Consider the following 20,512-nt stretch of genomic DNA (forward strand, 5'->3'; position numbering starts at 1 on the left):
CTGCGAGCCGAGGCTGTTCGCCTGCTGCGGTACGCCGCGGTTTCTGTACTCACACCCTGCCTTAGTGATCCCCATCACACGCACACCCTGCGTATGAGTTCGCTCATAGTGCCATATAGCTAATCGAAATCGCCGACGAACCAACGTTTCCGACCCGACACGATGTTCTTTCGTCGCACCGCTGCCGTACGCAGCGGCGATCGTGTTCACCACGATCTGAAAGCGCGCGTGCTCACATTAGCCCAAAAGCTCTCGCAGTCCTACCATTGCCGTGATTTGTCGTTAACTTAAGTCGCATCGGCGGTGATCCGCGCGGGCAACCTCATGGACGCGCGGGGGTGACCACCACGGCGCCGACGATGGATAGCACCTACGGTTTAGAGGTGACCTCTCTACCGGTATGGGCGCCGACGGCGCAGCAGATGCGAGTGACGATCGACGGCGACATCCATTCGATGCGCGAGACCGGGGACGGCTGGTGGGAAAGTCCTGTACCTGCGTCGCCCGGCGCCCGCTACGGCTATCTCATCGACGACAGCACCGACCCACTCCCCGACCCTCGCTCACCGCGACAACCCGATGGCGTCCACGGACTGTCCCAGGTGCACGAGATCGACCCAGACATCTGGTCTGATTCGGACTGGCAAGGCCGGCCCGTCGCAGGCGCAGTCATCTATGAATTGCACGTCGGCACGTTCACTCCGGACGGCACCCTCGATTCGGCGATCGCCAAACTGGACCATCTGGTCGACATCGGCGTGGATTTTGTCGAGCTGATGCCGGTCAACACCTTCAACGGCACCCACAACTGGGGCTACGACGGCGTCGGCTGGTACGCGGTGCAAGAGACCTACGGAGGTCCCGACGCCCTCGCGCGGTTCGTCAATGCCTGCCACCTGCGGGGGCTCGGCGTGATCATCGACGCGGTGTACAACCATCTCGGCCCGTCGGGCAACTACCTTCCCAACTACGGCCCGTATCTCACCGAAGGTGCCACCTCGTGGGGACAGTCGGTGAACCTGGACGAAGCCGACTCCGACGAGGTCCGCGAGTTCATCCTGGGTTCGGCGCTGCGCTGGCTCGAGGTGTTCCATGTCGATGGACTGCGCCTCGACGCCGTGCATGCCCTGGTCGACCGCACCGCGCTGCACCTCCTCGAGGAAATGCAGATGCGTACCGACGCTTTGTCACACCGGGTCGGCAGGCCGCTGTCCTTGATCGCGGAGAGCGACTTGAACGATCCCAAACTCATCACCTCCCGCACCGACGGCGGATACGGCCTCGCCGCCCAGTGGAGTGACGACGGCCACCACGCGATCCACACCACCGTGTCGGGGGAACGACAGGGTTACTACGCCGACTTCGGCAGTCTCGAATGCCTGTCGAAGGTTCTGCGAGAGGGCTTCTTCCACGCCCTCACCTACTCGTCCTTCCGGCGGCGCAGGCACGGCAGGCCCATCAACCATCAACGGGTGGTCACCACCTCGCTGGTGGTCTACACCTGCAATCACGACCAGATCGGTAACCGCGCGATCGGCGACCGACCCTCGCACTACCTCGATCCGGGCCAACTGGCCGTCAAGGCTGCGCTGGTGCTCACCTCACCGTTCACGCCGATGCTCTTCATGGGTGAGGAGTGGGCAGCCAGCACCCCGTTCCAGTTCTTCACCTCCCACCCCGAACCCGAACTCGGTGAGGCCACCGCAAACGGCCGCAAGGCCGAGTTCGCCGAACACGGGTGGGATGCGGCCGACGTGCCCGATCCTCAAGACCCGGAGACCTTCTCGCGGTCGAAGCTGAACTGGGACGAACTCGCCGAGCAGCCACACGCCGCGTTGCTGGGGTTCTATCGCGATCTGATCACGCTTCGCAAGAGTCAGCTCGAGTACTCCGACGACGACTTCGACTCGGTCGCAATCGATTTCGACGACAGCAACACCTGGTTCGCCATGCACCGTGGAGCACTCTCGACGATCGTGACCCTGACCGAGGCGCCCGCGGAACCACCGTTCTCTGGCACCGTTCTACTCGCATTCGAGAACGGCGCGTCCAATGGGATCGAACCGGGCAGGAACGTCACGTCACCGACCCTGGCCGGGCACAGTGTGCTGATCATCCGGCGCGACTGACGTCACGCGGCCTCATCTGACTGCCCGACAGGCGGTCAGGTGAGGTAGCGGTACGCCGGCGAACCCGGTTCGAGCCGTTCGCATTTGAGTCGCGAAGCGTCCATCCGGGCGAGCAGCGGGCCAAGACCTTCCGGTGCCCCGAGCTCGACACCCACGAGCGCGGCTCCGGTCTCACGGTTGTTCCGTTTGACGTACTCGAACAGGGTGACGTCGTCGTCGGGTCCGAGGACTTCGTCGAGGAACCGGCGAAGGGCACCGGGCTCCTGCGGGAAGTCGACCAGGAAGTAGTGCTTGAGGCCGCGGTGGACCAGTGAACGTTCGATGATCTCGCCGTACCGTGACACGTCGTTGTTGCCGCCGGACAGCAGGCACACCACGGTCCAGCCGGGTTCGATCGGAAGATCCTCGAGTGCTGTTGCCGCGAGTGCACCTGCGGGCTCGGCGATGATGCCCTCGTTCTGATAGAGCTCGAGCATCGCCGAACAGATCGCACCCTCGTCGACGTGGGTGATGTGTGTGGCTCCGGCTGGCAGTTCCTCGTGTCCTCGATGCACTGTGCCGGACGGTGGCAGATCGGGATGCTGGGCCACCGTTGCGCCGGCGTCCGCCATCACCCGATGACCCAGTGCGCCAATGCGTTTGACAGCCGCACCATCGACAAAAGGGTCGATGTCGGTCAGGGTGACCGGGCCGCCCTCGACAAGAGCGGCCGACATCGATACCGCACCGGTGGGTTCCACCCCGACGATACGGACCTCCGGGCTGTGCGCACGCAGGTAGGTCACCATGCCTGCGAGCGCCCCACCACCGCCTACGGGTATCACCACCAGGTCAGGGGTGGCGCCGAGTTGCTCGACGATCTCCTTGGCGATGGTGCCTTGACCTGCGGCCGTACGAGTGTCGTCGAACGCGTGGATCCAGGTCGCACCGGTCTCCAGCACATCGGCCTGCGCAGCCGCAGCGGCAGCATCGTAGGTGTCCCCGACCGCGATCAGTTCCACGAAATCGCCTCCGTGCCAACGGATACGGTCGCGCTTCTGCTTTGGCGTGTTGGTGGGAACGTAGATCCGGCTGTGGATCTGCATCGTGCGCGCTGCGTAGGCGACGCCCTGGGCGTGATTGCCCGCGCTCGCCGCCACCACACCGGCTGCACGCTCGGCCTCGGTGAGAAGCGACATCACGTTGTAGGCACCGCGGATCTTGTACGAACGGACCGACTGCAGATCTTCACGCTTGAGGTAGACCTGTGCGCCCGTGTTCGCCGACAGACGCTCGCTGAGCTGCAGCGGGGTCGCCACCACCACATTGCCGATTCGCTCCGCCGCCGCCTCGATCGCATCGGCGTCGAGGTCGGGAGCGGTGGCGTGCGGAGTCGGATCAGCTGTGTGTCGTGTGGTCACGGTCCCTATGGTCTCACTGGACTTCCAGCGATTTACTCAGCGGGTTCGAGCACGAACACCGGGATCGCCCGGTCGGTCTTCTTCTGGTAGTCGGCGTAAGGCGGGAATGCCGCCACGGCGCGCTCCCACCATTCGGCCTTCTCGTCGCCGGTGACCTCGCGGGCGATCATGTCCGTGACCACCGGGCCATCGCGCAGCTCCACGTGCGGGTTGGCCACCACGTTGTAGTACCACACAGGGTTCTTCGGTGCGCCACCCAGCGAGGCAACAGCGGCGTACTTACCCTCGTTCTCCACGCGCATCAGCGGCGACTTGCGGAGCTTGCCGGACTTGCGCCCCACCGACGTCAGGACCACCACCGGCATACCGTTGAGTTCGTTACCCTCGGTTCCGCCGGAGGCCTCGATCTTCTCGGCCTGCTCGCGCGCCCAATCGCTGGTACTCGGTTCGTACTCGCCCTGAAGTGGCATCGGTTCTGCTTCTTTCCGCTGGAGTGACGTTCGGTTCGATCAGCTACAACCCCGGGGTCGCCCGAGCCTATTCCGTACGAGCAACCTCAGGTGGCCAGGCAGGAGGGCCCCAACAGCGCCTTGAGGTCACCCATCAGGGCCGACGTCGGGTTGACCCTCAATTGGTCGTCGAGTTTGAGGGTGGTGGCCTTGTCGCCGCTGATCAGGCGCACATGCACATCGGCGGTGCCGGGATGGCGCACCAGTACCTGCTTGAGCGCACTGACGCGGTCCGCTGTACACAACCGGGTGGGCATCGTCAGGGAGATCGGCTTCCCGACGCCCACGTGAGACAGGTCCGGAACCGCGAGGTCGTTGGCTGAGATCATCATGCTGTCGTCGCGCAGATTGACCCGTGCCTTCACCAGCACCACCGCGTCGGAGGCGATGTCCATGCCGTACGCCTGGTAGGCGCGGGGGAAGAAGTAGACCTCGACCCCACCGACCATGTCCTCGATCTGCACCACCGCATACGACTCGCCCTTTTTGTTGACGCGTCTGGTCACTGCGGAGATGATGCCGCCGATCACGATCTGGGCCCCGTCCTTGACGTTGCCCTCCAGGAGCGAGCTGATCGAAGTATCGGTCTGGGCAGAGATGACGTGCTCGACCCCGTTGAGCGGGTGCCCGGACACATACAGCCCCAGCATCTCTCGCTCCAGGGCGAGCTTGTGCTTGGTGTCCCATTCCTCGTCGGGGACCTTGACGGCGAAGGCGTCGTCGGTCATCGCACCACCGTCACCGCCGGCGTCGCCGAACAGGTCGAATTGGCCGACGGCTTCGGCCTTCTTGGTACCCAGGACAGCGTCGACCGCATCGGCGTGGACCAGGAACAGCCCTTTACGGGCGTGACCGAGCGAGTCGAAGGCGCCTGCTTTGATGAGCGACTCGGTGACCTTCTTGTTGCAGGCCGTGACGTTGATCTTGGCAAGGTAGTCCGAGAAGCTCGAGAAGTTCGATTTCTCCTCCCGCGCAGCGAGAATCGAGGCGACCACACCTGTTCCGACGTTGCGCACCGCGGCGAGTCCGAACCGGATGTCGTCGCCGACAGCCGCAAAGTTCTGCTGAGAGTGGTTGACATCGGGTGGCAGCACCGTGATGCCGAGGCGCCGGCAGTCGGCCAGGTAGATCGCGGCCTTGTCCTTGTCGTCGGCCACCGACGTGAGCAGACCGGCCATGTACTCGGCCGGGTAGTTGGCCTTGAGATAGGCGGTCCAGAACGAGACCAGTCCGTAGCCGGCTGCGTGCGACTTGTTGAAGGCGTATCCGGCGAACGGGAGGATGGTGTCCCATAGTGCCTTGATCGCGGCCTCGGAGAATCCGTTGTCGAGCATTCCCTGGCGGAAACCGGCGTACGCCTTCTCGAGTTCGGACAGCTTCTTCTTACCCATGGCCCGACGGAGCAGGTCGGCCTGTCCGAGCGAGTAACCGGCGACCTTCTGGGCGATCTGCATGATCTGCTCTTGGTAGACGATCAGGCCGTAGGTGTCGGCCAGGATCTCCTTGAGCGGGTCTTCGAGCTCGGGATGGATGGGGGTGACCGGCTGCCTGTTGTTCTTGCGGTCGGCGTAGTCGTTGTGGGCGTTCATGCCCATCGGTCCGGGGCGGTACAGCGCGAGCACTGCAACGATGTCGCCGAATCCCGTGGGCTGCATACGCTTGAGGAGCTCACGCATCGGCCCGCCGTCGAGCTGGAACACCCCGAGGGTGTCTCCCCTGGCGAGCAACTCGTAGGTCTTGGGATCATCCAGCGGCAACGAATCCAAGTCGAGATCCATGTTGCGGTTGAGCTTGAGGTTGTCGATCGCGTCGCCGATGACCGTGAGGTTGCGCAACCCCAGGAAGTCCATCTTCAACAGGCCGATGGCCTCACACGAGGGGTAGTCCCAGCCGGTGATGATGGCGCCGTCCTGCGGGCGCTTCCATACCGGGATCGCCTCGGTCAGCGGCTCGGACGACATGATCACCGCGCAGGCGTGCACACCGGCGTTGCGGATCAGCCCTTCGAGCCCCAGTGCGGTGTCGTAGATCTTCTTGACATCGGGATCGGTCTCGATGAGCTGGCGGACCTCGCTGGCCTCTTTGTACCGATCGTGCGTGGGATCGGTGATTCCCGCGATCGAGATGTCCTTGGCCATGATGGGCGGCGGCAGCGCCTTGGTGATGCGGTCGGCGATGGCGTATCCGGGCTGACCGAACTGGACGCGGGCGGAGTCCTTGATCGCGGCCTTGGTCTTGATGGTTCCGAAGGTGATGACCTGGGCGACCTTGTCGCTGCCCCACCTCTCGGTGGCGTAACGCACCATGTCGCCGCGGCGACGGTCGTCGAAGTCGATGTCGATATCGGGCATCGACACACGCTCGGGGTTGAGGAATCGCTCGAAGAGCAACCCGTACGGGATCGGGTCGATGTTGGTGATGCCCAACGCCCAGGCCACCAGCGAACCGGCGGCCGAACCACGACCGGGCCCCACCCGGATCCCGACCTCGTTGGCGTGCCTGATGAGGTCCCCGACCACCAGGAAGTACGCGGGAAAGCCCATCTGGATGATGACGTCCAGCTCGTAGTTCGCTCGCTCGAGGTATTCCTGCGGCACCTCGCGGTCCGGGAACCGCCGGGTCTTGAGACCTTGGGCCACCTCTTTGCGCAACCATGTCTGCTGCGTTTCGCCCTCGGGCACCGGGAACACAGGCATCCGGTCACGGTGTTCGAACACCTCGGCGTAGCTCTGCACCCTCTCGCCGATTAGCAGGGTGTTGTCGCAGCCGCCGGGCACCTCCTTGTCCCACAACTCGCGCATCTCGGCGGCCGACTTGAGGTAGTAGCCATCGCCGTCGAACTTGAAGCGTGTGGGATCGGACAGGGTCTTGCCCGTCTGCACACAGAGCAGGGCCTCGTGGCTCGCCGCGTGGCCCTTGGTGACGTAGTGGCAGTCGTTGGTGACCAGGGGTGGGATCCCGAGCTTGCGGCCGATCTCCAGCAGCCCGTCGCGGACCCGGCCTTCGATCTCGAGGCCGTGTTCCATCAATTCGAGGAAGAAGTTCTCTTTCCCGAAGATGTCCTGCCATTTGGCGGCGGCTTCGAGTGCCTCGCGCTCGTGACCGAGACGCAGCCGCGTCTGCACCTCGCCGGACGGGCAGCCGGTGGTCGCGATGATGCCCTCGGCGTGAGCTGCGATCAGCTCGGCGTCCATACGCGACCACTTGCCGAGCTGGCCTTCGATGGAGGCCAGCGACGACAGCTTGAACAGGTTGCGCAGACCGGCGGCGTTCTCGGCCACCATCGTCATGTGGGTGTAGGCGCCCGAACCCGAGACGTCGTCGCCCTTTTGCTCACGACTTCCCCAGAGCACCCGCTTGGTGTTGAAGCGCGACTCCGGCGCGATGTAGGCCTCGATACCGATGATGGGCTTGACCCCCATGTCGGTGGCGACGTTGTAGAACTCGCTGCCGCCGAACATGTTTCCGTGGTCGGTCATGCCGATCGCGGACATCTCCAACCTCGTGGCCTCGGCGATCATCGGTTTGACCTTCGCCGCCCCGTCAAGCATCGAGTACTCAGTGTGGTTATGCAGATGCACAAACGAATCCGACACGCGTCGCCTCTCATTTCGAACTCTCGAGCGCCTGCGCCGCCACCGGAGACGGGGGCCGTGACGCAAGGTCTTCAGTCTAGGCGGGGGTACCGACGCCGACGGGCAGGCGCGTCCGACGCCTCCCGGAGTGGTGACGCATGGTGCTGATGTGACAACTCAGGCCACGAGCAGGATGGCGATCAGTATCGCGATCGCCACCACCACCAGTCCCACGAGCAGCGCGATCATCACCGCATTGGAACCCGACGGCGCACCGGTGTTGTGTCCGGCAGCGCCTTGGCCTGCCTGCGGGTGCACGGACCTTCCATGAGCCGTGGGGGCCGGGGTGTGCTGAAATCCCTGACCGTACTGCTGGGAGACGAGATGCTGCGGGGTCGGTGACGGCTGAAACCGCTGGTGTGTCGGGGGCGTTCCTGCGTCAGGACGTGCGACGGGCATCGGCGGTGGCGTGGAGGTGACGGGTCGGCGTGCCGCCTGGGCCGGGTATCCGACAGTCCCGTTTGCTTGCCGCAACGCGGACTGCAACGCGTCGGTGAACTGCCGGCAGTTGGCGAATCGGTCATCGGCTTCTTTGGCCATGGCCTTCGCGATCACCGAGTCCACGGCAGGCGGCACCGACGGAACCAGTTCCGAGAGCTTCGGGACCGGCTTGCTCAGATGACCGCTGATCGCGTCGGCCGTGCTGTCGCCACGGAACGGCACTCGGCCTGCAATCAGATGAAAGACGGTGGCGGCCAGCGAGTACTGGTCGGTGCGCGGATCGACGGGCTGACCCTTGAGTTGTTCGGGCGAGGCGTACGACAGAGTCGCGAGGACGGTGCCCACCACCGTTAGCGACTCGGTTTCGTTTGCTGCCTTTGCCACACCGAAATCCGTGAGCAGCACGCGCTGCTCGTCATCCTGGAGTGAGTACCGGCGCTCGATCCCGTCGCCGTATTCGTCGCTCTCCACCTCTGAGAGGAGAATGTTGGCCGGTTTGATGTCCCTGTGCAGCAAACCCTTGCGATGCGCGTAATCGAGTCCTCTGGCGATCTCACCCGCGATCCGCACCACGCGCTCAGGGGGCAGACCGACGTCCGACCCGGCCTTTTCCTGTGCCCGATGCAGTTCCTGCGCGCAGTCGGTGCCGGGGACGTACTGCATCGCGATCCACAGCATGCCGTCGTTGCGGCCGCGGTTGTAGATGGTGACGATGTTCGGATGGTCCAGTCCGGCCGCGACTTCGGCCTCGCGCAGGAAGCGCTTGCGGAACTGTTCGTCGGCGCCGACCTGTTCGCCGAGGACCTTGATGGCATCGCTGCGGGGAAGTTCGGGGTGTTTGGCCAGGTAGACGGCGCCCATGCCGCCACTACCGAGAGCGCGCTCCACCCGGTACCCCGCTATCCAGGATCCCGGCTGCAACATGATCTCCCCTAACCGGCCTCCGTCCACCGAAGGGCCGTCTTCGGAAGACACCATATAACGACCTAGGCGGCCGGGACCTCGCCATCGTCGGGCCCCGGACCGACCACCGTGGTGGCCGAGGGCAGCAGCGGGATGACGGTCAACAAGCCGGCGAGCGCATCAGGGGGCAGTGCCTGGACCGCGCGGACACCCGGTTCCCCGGCGATCGATCGGAGTTGCCCGACATCTGCCCGCACGACGATCCCGATCAGGCATGAGCAGCTCGCCCGCAGCCGTCGGGCCGCGACGTCGTTCACCTGCTCGGCCCTCGGCGTACCGGGTGTCCGACTCATCACGGCCTGAGCGCCCACCTGCACCGACGCGGAGAACGACTCGCTGGTGTTGCCGGTCGGCACCACCACGGTGGGCGTCTGCACGCGATCGATCGGCACGTTGAAGATGTTCTGCGACAGCATGACCCGTGGCCTGGAACCGACCAGATCCCACGCTGCACCGACACTCACCGGCGCCGACAACGACACCAGGGCCCAGCGTGCCGAGTTCGGGGAGGTCGTCCCCTCGAGCGAACGCGTGGCCCGAGCGATGTAGTCCGACACCTGCTCGCCGTTCTCCGGACCCAAGATGTCGGTGGTGACGGGGGCGGTCGGCGCAGGGTTGAGCCGCCCGACCACATAGAGGCCGCCGACGACGAACACCAGGACGGCGACCGCCACGACGGTGGTGCGAGCTGCGACCTTCACCTGCTAGCCGGCACGCAATTCATCAAGCGCATGCTGCAAGTCGTCGGGGTATGGGCTGGTGAACTCGACCAGACGACCGTCGGAGGGGTGGGCGAACGACAGTGCGCGGGCGTGCAGCCATTGGCGCTCCAGCCCCAGCCGTTTGGCCAGTACCGGATCGGCACCGTAGGTGAGGTCGCCGCAGCACGGATGATGCAGAGCCGAGAAGTGCACTCTGATCTGGTGCGTCCTCCCCGTTTCCAGATGAACGTCGAGAAGGCTTGCCGCGCGGAACATCTCGATGGTGTCGTAGTGGGTGATGCTGGGCTTGCCCGCCGCGGACACCGTGAACTTCCAGTCATTGCCGCGACTGCGACCGATCGGGGCGTCGATGGTGCCGGTGGGCGGGTCCGGATGACCTTGCACCACAGCGTGATAGCGCTTGTCCACAGTTCGCTGCTTGAACGCCCGTTTGAGCAGTGTGTAAGCCCGTTCCGACGTGGCGACAACCATCACCCCGGATGTTCCGACGTCGAGGCGGTGCACGATGCCCTGCCGTTCGTGCGACCCCGATGTGGAGATCCGGAAACCCGCGGCTGCCAGTCCCCCGATCACCGTCGGTCCGGTCCATCCCACCGACGCGTGTGCCGCGACGCCGACCGGTTTGTCGACCACCACGATGTCGTCGTCGGAGTAGATGATTTCCATGCCCTCGACCGGCTGGGCCTCGATGGTGAGCACGCGGGCCGGTGCCGGTAACAGCACCTCGAGCCATTGCCCACCGACGAGCTTGTGGGACTTGCCGACCGGCGAGCCGTCGACGCTGATGTCCCCATCGTCGGCGAGTTGAGCCGCCACTGTCCTCGACAACCCGAGCATGCGGGCCACGCCGGCGTCGGTGCGCATCCCGTCGATCCCGTCCGGGATCGGCATCGACCGTGATTCACGCATCGGGTGCCTGACGGTCGCTCTTTGCCGAGCCGGTCGCGTCCTCGGAGTCGGTCCGGGCGGGGTCGTCGGCGTCTTTCGCTCCACCCGAACGCGTTCCGTCGAACTCGAATCCGAAAAGGGTGAGCACCACCAGACCGATCGCGCCGCACACCACGGCGGAGTCGGCGACGTTGAACACAGGCCACCAGCCCACCGACATGAAGTCGACCACATGGCCGCGCAGCTGGCCTGGGGCCCGGAAGATGCGGTCGATCAGGTTACCGAGAGCACCGCCGAGCACAAGACCGAGACCGAGCGCCCACCAGATCGAGCCGAGCCGATGGCTGTAGCGGATGATGCCCGCGACCACGGCGAGCGCGATCAGCGTGAGGATCCACGTATAGCCGGTGGCCATCGAGAATGCGGCGCCGCTGTTCCGTACGAGCTTGAAGGTGACGGTGTCGCCGATGATCTCCACCGGGTCGCCGGGTTCGATCAGGGCGACCGCGACGATCTTGGTGATCAGGTCGGCAACCAGCACAGTGACCGCCACGACCAAGAGGATCAGCCACATCCTAGAACGGGTGGGGTTGCCCGACGTGCTGTCGGCCGGGTTGCCCGACGTGCTGTCGGCCGGGTTGTCCGCCGGGGAGGGCGTGGGCTCGTTCGACGGCCGGGGTTCGCTCGACGGTCTGGACCCTTTCTCGCTTGTCACCTGTCCATCATCCACGACCCGGTCGATACGCTGGCTGCCGTGTCCCATCCAGCCCTGGCCCGCGCCACCTTCGGCCCCCTGTCGTCCCGTCTGCTCAGCACACCGGTTGTGATCTCCGCGGTGACGGTTGTGGCAATCGGGCTAGCCGGTTGCGGTTCCGATGACGAACCGCCGCCTCCCCCGCCATCGGGGTGCGCCACCGATTCGACGGCCGGTTCCAGCTCTGCGGCGCTCTTGCCGGTCCCGCCGGCGAAGGTCACGGTGGAGACCAACGGCACCGAGCCCAGGTCGGTGCCGGTCGCGGGATTCGATCGCGGGACCGCGCAGTCGGCGACGTTGGTCACCACGTCGACGTTTGCTTCTGCGACCGGACAGCAGGATGCCGAGTCGGGCGCGACCACGGTGGATCTGCCGATGACGGTGAGGGTCAACTGCACCGACGCAACCGACATCGATCTCCGGATCGGGGATGCAGGTTCCCCCGACACTGCCTTGGACCAGGCGCTCGAGGCCCAGAACGGCTCGCGCGCGGGCATGAGCATCGGGCCCGGCGTGGCGCCCATCTCGCTGCGGATACTGCCGACCGAGAAAGCCGACGACAGTGCCCGTCAGGCTGTCGAAGAAGCGCTGGTCGCGACGCTGCAGCGGTCTGTGACCCTTCCGACTGAACCGATCGGGGTCGGGGCGCGCTGGCAGGCCGTTCGGACCGTGAACGCCGGGGCGACAGTGCGTCAGACGATCACCGCCACGCTCGCCGCCCGCGAGGGCGAGCGGCTGACCATCGACTACAGCATCGACGAGTCGCCCACCGACTCTGCGTTTCGGCTCCCCGACGGTGGGGTGTTGACCATCGACGCCTACTCGATGACCGGGGCGGGTTCAGTGGTGATCGACCTGGCCAGGGGTGTGCCGATTTCGGGCCAGCTGAAGATCTCTGGTGGCCGGACCCTCGTCGGCGCCGAGGGAGCACAACCGTTCAGTCAGCTGCTCGGCTTCGATTCGGCGTGGTCGCCGGCCAACTGACGTCCACACGAAAAAGCGCCGCAGACGGCATGTCGTCTGCGGCGCTTCTAGTTCTGATGTGGGGTGTCAGCTAGTTGCTGGGCACATCGGGCTCTTCTCGTTGGCTCCGCTGAGCAGCAGGCACACCGTCGTCTTCGACAGCTTCCAACGTCCTTCGTTATAGGCGATCAGCGCCTCGACCTGCGTCTGCGGCTGGTCAGGGAAGTTGATCTTCACGTTGGCCTTGGCCTGGTTGGCTCCGGCGGGCCGCACGGGAGCGACGATCTCGTAGGTGACGTCGGGGTTGGCCTTCATACCCGCGATCAGCTTGTCGAAGATCTCCGGATCCGCATCCGACCCCTCGACCAGTTCGGTCTTCTCCGTATTCGGGATGTTGGGATCGAGGGCCACCGTCAACATGTCATTGAGCGCGGCGGCCGTCGGCGGCTTCTTGGGGTCGGTGAGTACGGGGTCGACGCCTGGGGCGGCGGTGGAGCCACTCGACCCGGTGTCCGTGGTGGTGGTGGTCGTGGTCGGTGTGGGGTCGTCGCTACCGCCGTCGTCTGAACAGGCAGCGATGGAAACAAAGGCGCATAGTGCGACGCCGGCGGTCACGAACTTGCGAAGCTTCAAAATCCGTCCTTACTCATTGTCACCGCCACCACCGAAATGGAGGCAGTGAGAACTAGTCGGTCGGCCGCTTGGGCCGTCGGTCCTGCCCCACTATGCCAAAAACATGTCGAGTTGACGCATAGCGGTGAAGCCGTCGAAGCTGACGGCGTGGTCAGAACACAACCTCTGGTGTCGATTCTCACCACTGGTGGCACCATCGCCAGTCGCCGATTTGCCGATGGCGCGCGTCCGGCGCTGGCCGCTGAAGAGCTGGTGGCGGGCAGTGCCGAAGCGGGTGTCGCGCTTCGGACCCGCGAGGTGCTTCACCTCGATTCCTCGTCTCTGTTGCCGGAGGACCTCGACGCAGTGCGGTCGGCGGTGGTCGCCGAGCTCGATGATCCATCGGTGACGGGCGTGGTGCTGACCCACGGCACCGACACCATGGAGGAGACGGCGATGCTCATCGATCTGATGCACGCCGATCCCCGGCCGGTGATCATGACCGGGGCCCAGCGTCCGGCGGATTCACCTGACGCCGATGGTCCGGCGAACCTGTCTGCTGCCATCGCTGCGGCGGTTGATCCCTTGTCTCGCGACCGCGGGGTTCTCATCGCGATGGGTGGCACGCTGGTACCGGCTCGTGGCACCGCCAAGTTCGACAGTGCCGCCGATGCACCTTTTGCCACCGTGCGCGCCGATCTGCCGCGGCCTCTGCTCACGCCGACTCCCATCGCCGGCACGCGGGTGGACATCGTGATGTTGTATCCCGGCGTCGACCCCTCGATCATTGGCTGGTGCGCGGGCGCGGGCGCGACGGGAATCGTGTTGGTAGCCACGGGTTCCGGCAACACGCACCCGCGGGTGGTGGATGCGGTGGCCGATGCCATCGGCCGTGGCGTTGTGGTGGTCGTGTGTTCCCGCGTTCCGCGCGGAGAGATCGTCGCGACGTATGGCGGCGGCGGTGGCGCTGTTGATCTGGTCGCCCGTGGCGCGATCATCTCGCCGTGGTTGCGGGGGCCTCAGGCGCGGATTGCCATGCAGGCGTTGCTCGCCGGTGGCGCAGGGCATGCCGATGTCGCGGCGTTTTTCGCCGCCGAGTAGACGTCTGGCCCCCGGAGCTCGTGCGCCGACGCCTTATGTGCGCTTGGGCCGCTTAATTCTCGGATCAATTCGTTGAATCGTCGCAGTCACCCGTGTCGTCGCTGTCTGGGTTTGCCACCGACTCGTCAGTAGTCTGATGCCGGACCTGCATCCGTTCTTCGCGTTTGTTGAGTGCTGCTTGGCGTTCGGCGATGATCTTCTGCCATGCCGCCTCGATGGTGTGGTCGGTGTGGTGGGCCCGGTTGATGCGTGGTTGCTGGTCGGGGTCGATGTATTTCGGTGGGATCCACGCCACCCGTCCGGCGTCGGGGCCGTCGCGCAGCATGATGGTCTGCCACTGGTCCTCGCCGGGTCCGATCATCGCGTGATGAGGAATGCACGCCGGGGCCAGCTCATCGATGTCGGTGCGTCCGCCGTCGACCCAGGCAGTGGTGTGATGAATCTCGCTCCAGGAGATCGGGTTACGACAGCCCGGACTGGTGCACCCTCGGTCTTTGGCGAACAACGCCATCCGTTGGCCTTGCTGGGCAGTGCGTTTGGCGCGGGCGAAGTAGAGGACGTCGGCGGAGTGGTTGGCGAACACTGCCAACGACCACTCCGCCCGCGCCGCCAACTCCAGCGCATCCTTCACGGGTACATCGACGCCCGACGCGGTGTGGGCGATACCCGCGGCCTCATCAAGCTGCTGCTTGGTCATGGTGATGATCACCTGCACCGGCAGGCCACGATGGGAGCTACCCAACAGCTTGTACTCCAGAATGGTCTTGAGGATCGCCTTGAATGCATCGTGCTGACGTTGGGCACGCGAACGGGTGTCACGCCCGGCCGCGGCTTCCACCACCGCTGGATCCATGCTCGGGTCGTCTGCGGCCCCGGTGGGTGAGTTCGGGTCATCGGGGTTGTTCATACCCGGTGCGGCCCACACGTCCATCACCGTCCGAAACAATGCCAACGTCTGTGGGTCGAGATTGCCGGTAATTTTGGCCATCATGTCCAACCCTTGGGGACCGTCGGATAAACCCCGGTTGCGTTTGCGGTCGGCGTCATCGGTGAGCGATCCGTCCGGATCGACCCGGGCCAACACTTCCCGCCCACACACTTCGAGCTCAGTCGGAGTCGACGTGCGGGCGTTGTCGGTCAGCCACGTATCGACCACGTCATACACTTCCGGCGCTGACTTGTGCGGGATTTTGTCACGCACTTTGAGCATCACATCCATATGCGCCAACCCAATCGCACCCTCGGCCAACGCTTCCGCCGCGGCCGGACATTTCGGCGGCAGCACTTCGCCCTGCATCGACAACAACACACCGGCAGCATCAAGTGCTTTCAACCGCGACGACGCATCGCCACGAGAGACCCGCAGTTCACTCATCACAAACCGGTGCAACGTCGAATGACCAGCCCTACGAAACAAACCCCGATCATTCACCTCCTGCAACCGCTTGAGGCCCTGAAACGTCAGTGCCCGAACCACTCTCTCGTTCACCCGCACCAACTCAGCAACCTGCACATCATCAACATCAGTTGCTGACGCCCCAGCAATCCGCTGCAGCACCGCATCAAGATCGCGATACAACCCCACCAACACCGGCATTGACGGTGGATCCACCGTCACCGAATCAGTCATCGACAAGCCCCCCAGCCCTCGAACCCCTTTCACCAAGTCTACCAACAGAATACGACAATGTCGAACATCCATGGCACTACTGACGTTATTGTGGGTTGTTGCGCGCCTATAGGACGCAACGCCCTGTCTCACATAGGGTTTGGTTTGCGAAGACTAAACCGAAGGAGCAGGGCGTTGCGCATGAGAAGCCTACTGCATGAGTTGCTGGGCGTGGAAGAGTTGGTAGTCCTCGACGGGATCTTCGAGGACGGGGTCGACGGGCGGGTGTTCGTGGCCTCAGTCCGGGCACTTAAGGCAACTCGGTCCCGTTGCCCGAAGTGCCAAAAACGTTGTCCCGGTTACGATCGAGTGTCCAGTGTGCGTCGTTGGAGGCACGTGGACGTTGGTCCGTGGAGGTGCTATCTCCAGGCGTCGGTACGACGGGTGGAGTGCGGTGAACATGGCGTTTTAACTGAGTCTGTTCCGTGGGCTCGCCCGGCAGCCAGGATGACCAGGGCCTTTGACGACCAGGTGGCATGGTTGGCTGCACATAGCCCGGCCTCTGCGGTAAGTGAGTTGATGCGGGTGTCGTGGCGTACGGTGCAGCGGATTGTGCAGCGGGTGGTCGCCGACGCAACCGGTACCGTTGATCGCCTTGATGGATTGCGGCGCATCGGGATCGACGAGATGGCCTACCGCAAGGGCCATCGGTACGTGACAGTAATCGTCGACCACGACACGGGCCGGCTGGTCTGGGCGCGTGAAGGCGCTAGGAAGCAGACACCGCGCATGTTTTTCGACGAGCTCGGTGTCGAGCGAACCAACGCGTTGACGCATGTCAGCACTGATGGTGGCAAGTACATTGCAACCGTTCTAGCTGAGCGAACACCACAAGCCATCTGGTGCATGGACCCATTCCACGTCGTGCAATGGGCGACTCGAGCGATGGACCGATGACGAATGCGGTTGCTGCATAGGGTTTCCGGTCTCTCTGATGCGGATCGGCGCCAGTTGCGCTGGGCGCTGTTGAAGAATCCCGAGAACCTCAACGCCAGACAAGAGCGCGCCAGACGAGCGCTAGTGCGCAGTACCAATACTGAACTCGCGGCCGCCTATCAGTTCAAGGAGGAGCTACGGCACTTGTTCGCTGGGCGATACGTGAAACCGTGGCCGACGCTACTGCGGTGGATCAAACGTGCGGAGTCCTGCGGCATTGTGGAGATCGTAGGTCTGGCCAGATCAGTTCGGGCGCAACAAGTACAGATCTACAATGCAATTACCGTCGGGCTATCGAACGCCCGCGTTGAAGCGACCAACACCCACTTACGAGCAATTACCAAAAGGGCGTACGGTTTCCACTCCCCAGAGGCACTCGTCGCCATGGCGACACTTACACGCGGGGGCACGTGTCCTGCTCTGCCACAACGATAATCACGTACACCCACTACAAAGTAGTAGGACCAAATCCCATTCGAACCCATTTCGAGCCCGCACCCGTCGCGGAAGAGAATCAAGTGTGTTGGCAGAGGAACATTCACGCAGCGCGCTGCGTGTAGCTGTCGACATACTGCTGGCCCGACAATCGCGAGAGGGTCGCCATCAGATGGTCCGTGGCCTCACGGACATCCGTTGGACTATCAGCCGAGAACCTCGACAAAGCAAGGGGCTGCCCGACTACGACGTCCACTTTGCCGGGCCGCCATAGCCGCGCGCCAGGAGGGTTCACGCGGTCGGTTCCCCTGAGTGCCAATGGCAAAACCGGCGCACCCGTCGCCAAGGCGACACGCATCACGCCGGTTCTCCCCCGGTGCAGCAGCCCATCTCTCGATCGCGAGCCCTCGGGATGGATGCCCCACACGCCGCCGGCACCGACGATGGCAACAGCTTCATCGAGTGCGGAAACGCTTGCGGCACCCCCTCGGCGGTCAATGGAAAGTTGCCCGGTGGCCGAGAAGAACCACCGCTGCACACAGCCGCGAATCCCCGTGCCCGTGAAGTACTCCTCCTTGGCGACAAAGGTGACCCGGCGCGGCAACACGAGAACCATCACCAGAGAGTCGACCACCGCCAAGTGATTCGCCGCCACGATCACAGGTCCGGTCGGGGGAAAGTTCGACAACCCGACAACGTGTGGACGGGCGACGAGCCGTAGGAAGGGCCCGATCAGGACATATTTGAAAAGCCAGTACCACATAGATCGCGCCTCCTCCTGTAGACAATGTCTACACCGCTGGTAGACACTGTCTACATGGCGGATCCTCATGATACAAGAGCGCTCATAGTGCAGGCAGGCACCGAACTCGTCGACACTGCGGGTCTCGCTTCTGTCGGACTCAGATCGATCGCGCGACACGCGGGTGTGTCACACGGAGCACCAAGGCGCTATTTCCCCACTCACCGGAGCCTGTTGTCGGCGATCGCAGCGGTCGGCCTGAACGATCTGAAAACAGCTATGGCGGAGTTAGATTTGGAGCCGTCTAGTTCACCGAACACAACACTGTCAGCGATGGCTCGCGCTTACGTCGATTTCGCCGCACGCCGACCCGGGATGTTCGAACTGCTGTTCCGCCACGATCTGCTCGAAGGTGGAGGCGAAAACCTGCGCGACACGACGATCCCCATGCTCACGACCGTGGAGGGGCTGGTCGCGGCCGTTCTCGGGCGGGACCAGGCGAGCAGCCGAGCCTTGTTGCTGTGGGCGTCGATACACGGAATTGCCATGCTGACCGCGACCCGCGCGCTCGACGTGTTCGAGACAGACCTCGAGGCCCTGGTGACCGACGCCGTGTTTATCCACCTGCATGCAGCCGCCGAGCAGTAGCCGCCTACTCATCCTCGTTCGCGAACCGGAGATGTTCTTCCGGCCAATCCAGGCTGAGCAGTGGATCCGCCACTTCCAACTGTGGATCGTCCAGCGAGAACGTCTTGGCGAATCCCGGACCGCGACTGCGTGTCTCGAATCGAACGGTGACGCGACCGTGTCCGCTGCCCTGAACCCACCCGTGCCCGAACTCGGAATGGTGCACATCGTTGCCGGTGGTCCAACGCAGGCGGTCGGCGTTGGGGTCGCGACCGCCCGGGTGGTACATCTCCTCCGATGTCGATTCCGCGCTTGACTCGGGGGCGTCGAAGGTGGAGTCGAGTTCTGGGAACATAGCAAACTGCTGCACCGCCGTCAGTCCCGAAAAGCCAACGCCGACAAGACGGATGGGCCCGATCTCCTGGGGATCCAACGCCAGTCGCTGCGCGGCAGCAGCGAGTACCGGCAGTTCGGTGGTCGCAGCCGCAAGTGTGGTCGACCTGGTCAGCACCGACATGTCCGACTTCTTCAGCTTGACCACCACCGTGCGCGAGCCCCGCCCATCGGCGAGCAGTCTCCGATGCGCGGACGTCGCAGCCCGCTCGACAGCACCGCGCAGATGCCCGAGGTCGGTGATGTCCTCGGCAAACGTCGATTCGGCGCTGATCTGCTTGGCCGATGCGCGCTCGGCGACCGGCCGGTCGTCTATCCCCTGAGCCAGCAGGTGCAACCCGGGCCCGACGGTGGCACCGAGAACCGACGACACCTCCAGCGTCGACATTCGCGCGAGGTCTCCGATGGTGTCGATTCCCAAGCGCTGCAGTCGTTCCCCGGCGACCGGGCCGATGCCCCAGAGTTTGCGCACGGGCAGCCGGGCGAGGAACTCGCGCTGCTCCCCCGGCGTCACCACCACCACACCGTCCGGCTTTGCCATTCCCGACGCGATCTTTGCGATCTGCTTGCCACTCCCGAAGCCGACCGAGGCAGCCAGACCCAGCTCGTCCCGAATACGGGCCCGGAGGCGCTCGGCAAAAGCTGCGGCGACATCGGCCGACGCGCCTGCGAGTTCGACAGGCTCGGCGAAAGCCTCATCGAACGACAACATCTCGATGACAGGAACCTGGGCGCGAATCAGGCCGAAGACCCGCAGGCTCACCGCCCGGTAGACGGATCCGCGGGGCGGGAGGACGACGGCGCCCGGACCGACCAGTCGGCGCGCTTGGTGCATCGGCATTGCCGAGTGTGCACCGAAAACCCGCGCCTCATAACTGCAGCCGGCGACAACTCCTCGGCCGCCCAGTCCCCCGACCAGCACCGGGCGGCCTCGAAGTGTTGGACGGGTGAGCTGCTCGACAGATGCGAAGAACGCATCCATGTCGATATGCATCACCCACCGGGAACTGATGTTCCCGTCCTGCACCCGCACACAGTGATGGTATGCCTCGCCGGGCGATTCAGCGGACAGGCATCGGCGTCAGCTCGAAGACGGGAATCACGGGGCCCGCTGCGGTCAACTCGCTGTCGCTCGAATCGGCGGATATCTTCACCGGCATCAACGACGCAACCTCCCAGCCCCAGCGCTTGAGATACGGGCGAAGCACCGGCAGCTTGTCCGCATCGGCCAGCTCGGTGACGCGGTAGGTCGTCGAAGTCCGGCCACCACGCAGCGTGCACTCCCCCGACGCCCGCACATTCCTCGCCCACTGTGTCTCACCGCGAGCACCGATCAGGAATGTCCGGCCGTCCAGACGCAACGGGTTGACCGGGATGCGCTGGATCGCACCGGTCTTGCGACCCCGGACCTCGAGCGTGCGGGCGCCGGCGAGAGTGATCCCACGGTCGGCCATCCAGGCAACAACCGAGTTGAACACGGCAACGGACTTACCAGGCTTGTTGTAGTGGGTCGCGGCGGTCATGGTGACTCCTGAGGGTCTCGAGTTACGAGAGCACTGCTCTCTGTTTCTTCGAGTGTGCGCCCCCACCGTC

At 64.4% G+C, this 20,512-nt stretch carries 16 protein-coding genes and 2 pseudogenes; 6 read left to right on the top strand and 12 right to left on the bottom strand.

Features of this window, described 5'->3' with window-relative positions; genetic code table 11:
- Positions 1-383: 383 nt before the first annotated feature.
- Positions 384-2,129, top strand: coding sequence for a malto-oligosyltrehalose trehalohydrolase (gene treZ / locus MVA47_RS19095; RefSeq protein ID WP_247209338.1), 1,746 nt, complete (start codon positions 384-386; stop codon positions 2,127-2,129).
- A gap of 35 nt (positions 2,130-2,164) precedes the next feature.
- Here the strand turns inward: treZ and ilvA are convergent, their stop codons facing one another.
- The 7 genes from ilvA to lspA all read right to left on the bottom strand — a co-directional run bounded on the left by ilvA (position 2,165) and on the right by lspA (position 11,450).
- Positions 2,165-3,538, bottom strand: a complete 1,374-nt coding sequence (ilvA, locus tag MVA47_RS19100; protein WP_374474427.1) for a threonine ammonia-lyase IlvA — start codon at positions 3,536-3,538, stop codon at positions 2,165-2,167.
- A gap of 23 nt (positions 3,539-3,561) precedes the next feature.
- Positions 3,562-3,999, bottom strand: a complete 438-nt coding sequence (locus MVA47_RS19105) for a nitroreductase family deazaflavin-dependent oxidoreductase (protein ID WP_247209340.1) — start codon at positions 3,997-3,999, stop codon at positions 3,562-3,564.
- A gap of 86 nt (positions 4,000-4,085) precedes the next feature.
- Positions 4,086-7,634 (bottom strand): DNA polymerase III subunit alpha, encoded by a 3,549-nt coding sequence (dnaE, locus tag MVA47_RS19110; RefSeq protein WP_247209341.1) that lies wholly within the window; start codon positions 7,632-7,634, stop codon positions 4,086-4,088.
- A 156-nt stretch (positions 7,635-7,790) separates the two neighbouring features.
- A complete protein-coding gene (locus tag MVA47_RS19115; RefSeq protein WP_247210909.1) occupies positions 7,791-9,038 on the bottom strand; it encodes a serine/threonine-protein kinase in 1,248 nt (415 codons plus the stop codon).
- 62 nt (positions 9,039-9,100) lie between these two features.
- A complete protein-coding gene (locus MVA47_RS19120; RefSeq protein ID WP_247209342.1) occupies positions 9,101-9,778 on the bottom strand; it encodes a hypothetical protein in 678 nt (225 codons plus the stop codon).
- A 3-nt stretch (positions 9,779-9,781) separates the two neighbouring features.
- Positions 9,782-10,708 (bottom strand): RluA family pseudouridine synthase, encoded by a 927-nt coding sequence (locus tag MVA47_RS19125; RefSeq protein WP_030172828.1) that lies wholly within the window; start codon positions 10,706-10,708, stop codon positions 9,782-9,784.
- The gene (gene lspA, locus MVA47_RS19130; RefSeq protein ID WP_374474265.1) at positions 10,701-11,450 is read right to left on the bottom strand and encodes a signal peptidase II; all 750 of its coding nucleotides are present in this window, start codon (positions 11,448-11,450) and stop codon (positions 10,701-10,703) included. The genes MVA47_RS19125 and lspA overlap by 8 nt, the downstream gene beginning before the upstream one ends.
- On the opposite strand from lspA, the gene MVA47_RS19135 reads away from it, so the two are divergent.
- Positions 11,442-12,425, top strand: a complete 984-nt coding sequence (locus MVA47_RS19135; RefSeq protein ID WP_247209343.1) for a hypothetical protein — start codon at positions 11,442-11,444, stop codon at positions 12,423-12,425. The two genes, lspA and MVA47_RS19135, sit on opposite strands and share 9 nt — an antisense overlap.
- Positions 12,426-12,491: 66 nt before the next feature.
- Here the strand turns inward: MVA47_RS19135 and MVA47_RS19140 are convergent, their stop codons facing one another.
- A complete protein-coding gene (locus MVA47_RS19140) occupies positions 12,492-13,037 on the bottom strand; it encodes a hypothetical protein (RefSeq protein WP_247209344.1) in 546 nt (181 codons plus the stop codon).
- 147 nt (positions 13,038-13,184) lie between these two features.
- On the opposite strand from MVA47_RS19140, the gene MVA47_RS19145 reads away from it, so the two are divergent.
- The gene (locus tag MVA47_RS19145) at positions 13,185-14,117 is read left to right on the top strand and encodes an asparaginase (RefSeq protein WP_247209345.1); all 933 of its coding nucleotides are present in this window, start codon (positions 13,185-13,187) and stop codon (positions 14,115-14,117) included.
- A gap of 64 nt (positions 14,118-14,181) precedes the next feature.
- On the opposite strand, the gene MVA47_RS19150 is transcribed toward MVA47_RS19145, so the two are convergent.
- Positions 14,182-15,747 (bottom strand): HNH endonuclease signature motif containing protein, encoded by a 1,566-nt coding sequence (locus MVA47_RS19150; protein ID WP_247209346.1) that lies wholly within the window; start codon positions 15,745-15,747, stop codon positions 14,182-14,184.
- A gap of 180 nt (positions 15,748-15,927) precedes the next feature.
- Between MVA47_RS19150 and MVA47_RS19155 the strand changes: the two are divergent.
- Positions 15,928-17,157, top strand: a pseudogene (locus MVA47_RS19155) (ISL3 family transposase).
- Between the two features lie 103 nt (positions 17,158-17,260).
- Here MVA47_RS19155 and MVA47_RS19160 read toward each other — a convergent pair.
- Positions 17,261-17,920, bottom strand: a complete 660-nt coding sequence (locus MVA47_RS19160) for a 1-acyl-sn-glycerol-3-phosphate acyltransferase (protein WP_247209347.1) — start codon at positions 17,918-17,920, stop codon at positions 17,261-17,263.
- A 54-nt stretch (positions 17,921-17,974) separates the two neighbouring features.
- On the opposite strand from MVA47_RS19160, the pseudogene MVA47_RS19165 reads away from it, so the two are divergent.
- Positions 17,975-18,085 (top strand): annotated as a pseudogene (locus MVA47_RS19165) (hypothetical protein); the annotation flags it as partial.
- Positions 18,086-18,232: 147 nt separating this feature from the next.
- Positions 18,233-18,547 (top strand): TetR-like C-terminal domain-containing protein, encoded by a 315-nt coding sequence (locus tag MVA47_RS19170; RefSeq protein ID WP_247210913.1) that lies wholly within the window; start codon positions 18,233-18,235, stop codon positions 18,545-18,547.
- Positions 18,548-18,551: 4 nt separating this feature from the next.
- On the opposite strand, the gene MVA47_RS19175 is transcribed toward MVA47_RS19170, so the two are convergent.
- Both MVA47_RS19175 and MVA47_RS19180 read right to left on the bottom strand, forming a co-directional pair.
- Complete coding sequence (locus MVA47_RS19175; protein ID WP_247210915.1) at positions 18,552-19,913, bottom strand: DNA polymerase IV; 1,362 nt, start codon at positions 19,911-19,913, stop codon at positions 18,552-18,554.
- A 67-nt stretch (positions 19,914-19,980) separates the two neighbouring features.
- Positions 19,981-20,442: a nitroreductase/quinone reductase family protein gene (locus MVA47_RS19180; protein ID WP_247209348.1), complete on the bottom strand. Its 462-nt coding sequence runs from the start codon at positions 20,440-20,442 to the stop codon at positions 19,981-19,983.
- Between the last annotated feature and the right edge of the window lie 70 nt (positions 20,443-20,512).

Origin of the sequence: Williamsia sp. DF01-3 (assembly GCF_023051145.1) — a bacterium.
In the GTDB taxonomy this organism is placed as follows: Bacteria; Actinomycetota; Actinomycetes; order Mycobacteriales; family Mycobacteriaceae; genus Williamsia.

Excerpts from the sequence above, each read along its gene's own strand:
- MVA47_RS19125 (WP_030172828.1), bottom strand. The coding sequence starts at position 10,708 with ATGCGTGAATCACGGTCGATGCCGATCCCGGACGGGATCGACGGGATG.
- MVA47_RS19115 (WP_247210909.1), bottom strand. The coding sequence starts at position 9,038 with ATGTTGCAGCCGGGATCCTGGATAGCGGGGTACCGGGTGGAGCGCGCT.
- MVA47_RS19150 (WP_247209346.1), bottom strand. The coding sequence starts at position 15,747 with ATGACTGATTCGGTGACGGTGGATCCACCGTCAATGCCGGTGTTGGTG.
- MVA47_RS19175 (WP_247210915.1), bottom strand. The coding sequence starts at position 19,913 with ATGCATATCGACATGGATGCGTTCTTCGCATCTGTCGAGCAGCTCACC.
- MVA47_RS19160 (WP_247209347.1), bottom strand. The coding sequence starts at position 17,920 with ATGTGGTACTGGCTTTTCAAATATGTCCTGATCGGGCCCTTCCTACGG.
- lspA (WP_374474265.1), bottom strand. The coding sequence starts at position 11,450 with ATGGGACACGGCAGCCAGCGTATCGACCGGGTCGTGGATGATGGACAG.
- MVA47_RS19170 (WP_247210913.1), top strand. The coding sequence starts at position 18,233 with ATGGCTCGCGCTTACGTCGATTTCGCCGCACGCCGACCCGGGATGTTC.
- MVA47_RS19105 (WP_247209340.1), bottom strand. The coding sequence starts at position 3,999 with ATGCCACTTCAGGGCGAGTACGAACCGAGTACCAGCGATTGGGCGCGC.
- MVA47_RS19180 (WP_247209348.1), bottom strand. The coding sequence starts at position 20,442 with ATGACCGCCGCGACCCACTACAACAAGCCTGGTAAGTCCGTTGCCGTG.